Here is a 2084-nt window from a genome sequence, read left to right as displayed (position 1 = left end):
CCACGCTGGAGCGTGGGAGCCAGAGGCTGATTTGTGGGGATACTTCAGGGTCAAAGGGCGAAGATCAGTGCCTTTTGCGACACCCTCCTGGGGCGGTAGGCAGGCGCTCACCGCACCATTGATGCGGTTCGCTCCGGCCCCGTCCCTGGGGCCGACGCTCACCACATCCTACGTCTACCATGAAAGCTGGCAAAAAGCCCGCCTAGAAACCGCAAACGCCGCAGATGAGCGATCTGACCCATTTCAATGAATCCGGAGCGGCCCACATGGTGGACGTGGGCGCTAAGGATGTCACCCATCGCATAGCCGTGGCCGAGGGTCTGATCCGCATGGAGCCGGAGACCCTGGCCTTGATCCGCAGTGGCGGCCACAAGAAGGGCGATGTGCTGGCAATCGCGCGGATCGCCGGCATCATGGGGGCCAAGCGGACCGCCGATCTAGTGCCCCTGTGTCACCCCTTGGCCTTGACCAAGATCGCAATCGACCTCGAACCCCTCACCGAGAAACCGGCGGTCCATTGCCGCGCGGTGGTGGAGACCCGGGGCCGGACCGGGGTCGAGATGGAGGCCCTGTGTGCGGTACAGATAAGCCTGCTGACGATCTACGACATGTGCAAGGCTGTGGACCGGGGCATGTGCATCGAGTCCGTCCGTTTGCTCGAGAAAGCGGGAGGTAGATCCGGTCACTGGCGGCGTGGGGCCTGACAGTTAAGAGATTCAAGCCATATCATTTAGCCGACTAGATTGCGGTTATGGTGGGGACGCCTCTTTTTTAGCCGCAAATCAACGCAAATCAGGGCCGATTCAATTTGCGTCCATTTGCGTTGATTTGCGGCTAACTCTTCCGTGAGGATTCTGCTCGCTCAATGCTATCGGTAGTTGAGAGCATCTGTACCGGCCGCTACAAGCGATATGCAGCACGGTGGAAAATCCATGGGCAACGGACAGAATCCCAAGTCTTCCATCAACCCTTTTTACCAGCGTGCCCGCTTTGTTACGGCCGTGGCCGAGATGGATCGAATGCCGCCGGATCAGGGCCGGGAAGTCGCCTTTGCCGGACGTTCCAACGCCGGTAAATCCAGCGCCATCAACACCATCTGCCACCGCCGGCAGCTCGCCAGGACCAGTAAGACACCGGGGCGGACCCAGCAAGTGGTCTTTTTTGCGCTGGACGAAACCCGACGCCTGGTGGATCTGCCCGGATACGGTTACGCCAAGGTCTCCGAGGCGGTGAAGCTCCAGTGGCAACGGCTGATGGCGTCCTATCTCGAACGGCGGCGGTCCTTGGCCGGACTCGTGGTGGTCATGGACATCCGCCATCCGTTGACGGCATTCGATCGGCAGATGCTCGAATGGGGCCGGCGGGCGGAGCTGGAGCTGCTCCTGCTGCTGACCAAGAGCGACAAGCTCAAGCGCAGTGCGGCACACGCCGAGTTAGACCGGGTCGCAAAGGCCGTCGCCGCCGACGGAAGGCACATCCGGGTCGAGCTCTTCTCGGCCCAAACCCGCTCAGGGACCGAGCCGGTCCACAGCGTGCTGGACCGATGGCTTGGGGTCGGGGATTAGCAATTTTCGTCAAATGACAGGCCATTGTTTTCTTGAGCCGATCTCACTCTTCCTAAGAGGCTGTCTAAAAACTAAGCCATTGATTTTAATCCGGTAGGCTGGGTCGAGGGACGCAACCTAAGCAAACCAGGCTTGTTCGTAAACGCCGGGTTTCGTTCCTCAACCCAGCCGACTCCCCGACTCTGGCCTACGGCCCTTTTTTAGACAGCCTCTAAACCCGAAGAACGATTATCTAAAGGGCACCTTGAAAGATAGGTGTTTTCGCCGATCAATTGACTCTAACCTATTGATTAATCAGGTATTTCGTTGACGAATACCATATTTTTCAAGGTGCCCTAAAATTATTCACTTTAGGGTTATATTGAGGATAGGAAAAATTATCCGGTGGCCTCTCATAAGGCTGCGGGACAGCCCGCCCCTCTCCCGCCGAGGGTGTCGCAAAAGCCCGCGTAGGGCGGATAAGCTTGCGCCATCCGCCGTATGCCAGCCACATCTGTCGGGTGGCGGCCATCCCTGGTC

The 2084-nt window shown here is 58.7% G+C and carries 2 protein-coding genes; both read left to right on the top strand.

Going from position 1 to position 2084, the window contains the following annotated elements:
• Positions 1-224 precede the first annotated feature (224 nt).
• Complete coding sequence (gene moaC, locus BQ17_RS03155; protein WP_089724257.1) at positions 225-704, top strand: cyclic pyranopterin monophosphate synthase MoaC; 480 nt, start codon at positions 225-227, stop codon at positions 702-704.
• Between the two features lie 258 nt (positions 705-962).
• Positions 963-1565, top strand: coding sequence for a ribosome biogenesis GTP-binding protein YihA/YsxC (yihA, locus tag BQ17_RS03150; RefSeq protein ID WP_089724258.1), 603 nt, complete (start codon positions 963-965; stop codon positions 1563-1565).
• Positions 1566-2084: the final 519 nt, after the last annotated feature.

The organism is Candidatus Thiosymbion oneisti (assembly GCF_900092655.1).
Lineage (GTDB): Bacteria > Pseudomonadota > Gammaproteobacteria > Chromatiales > Chromatiaceae > Thiosymbion > Thiosymbion oneisti.
This window is presented reverse-complemented; position numbering and strand designations above follow the sequence as displayed.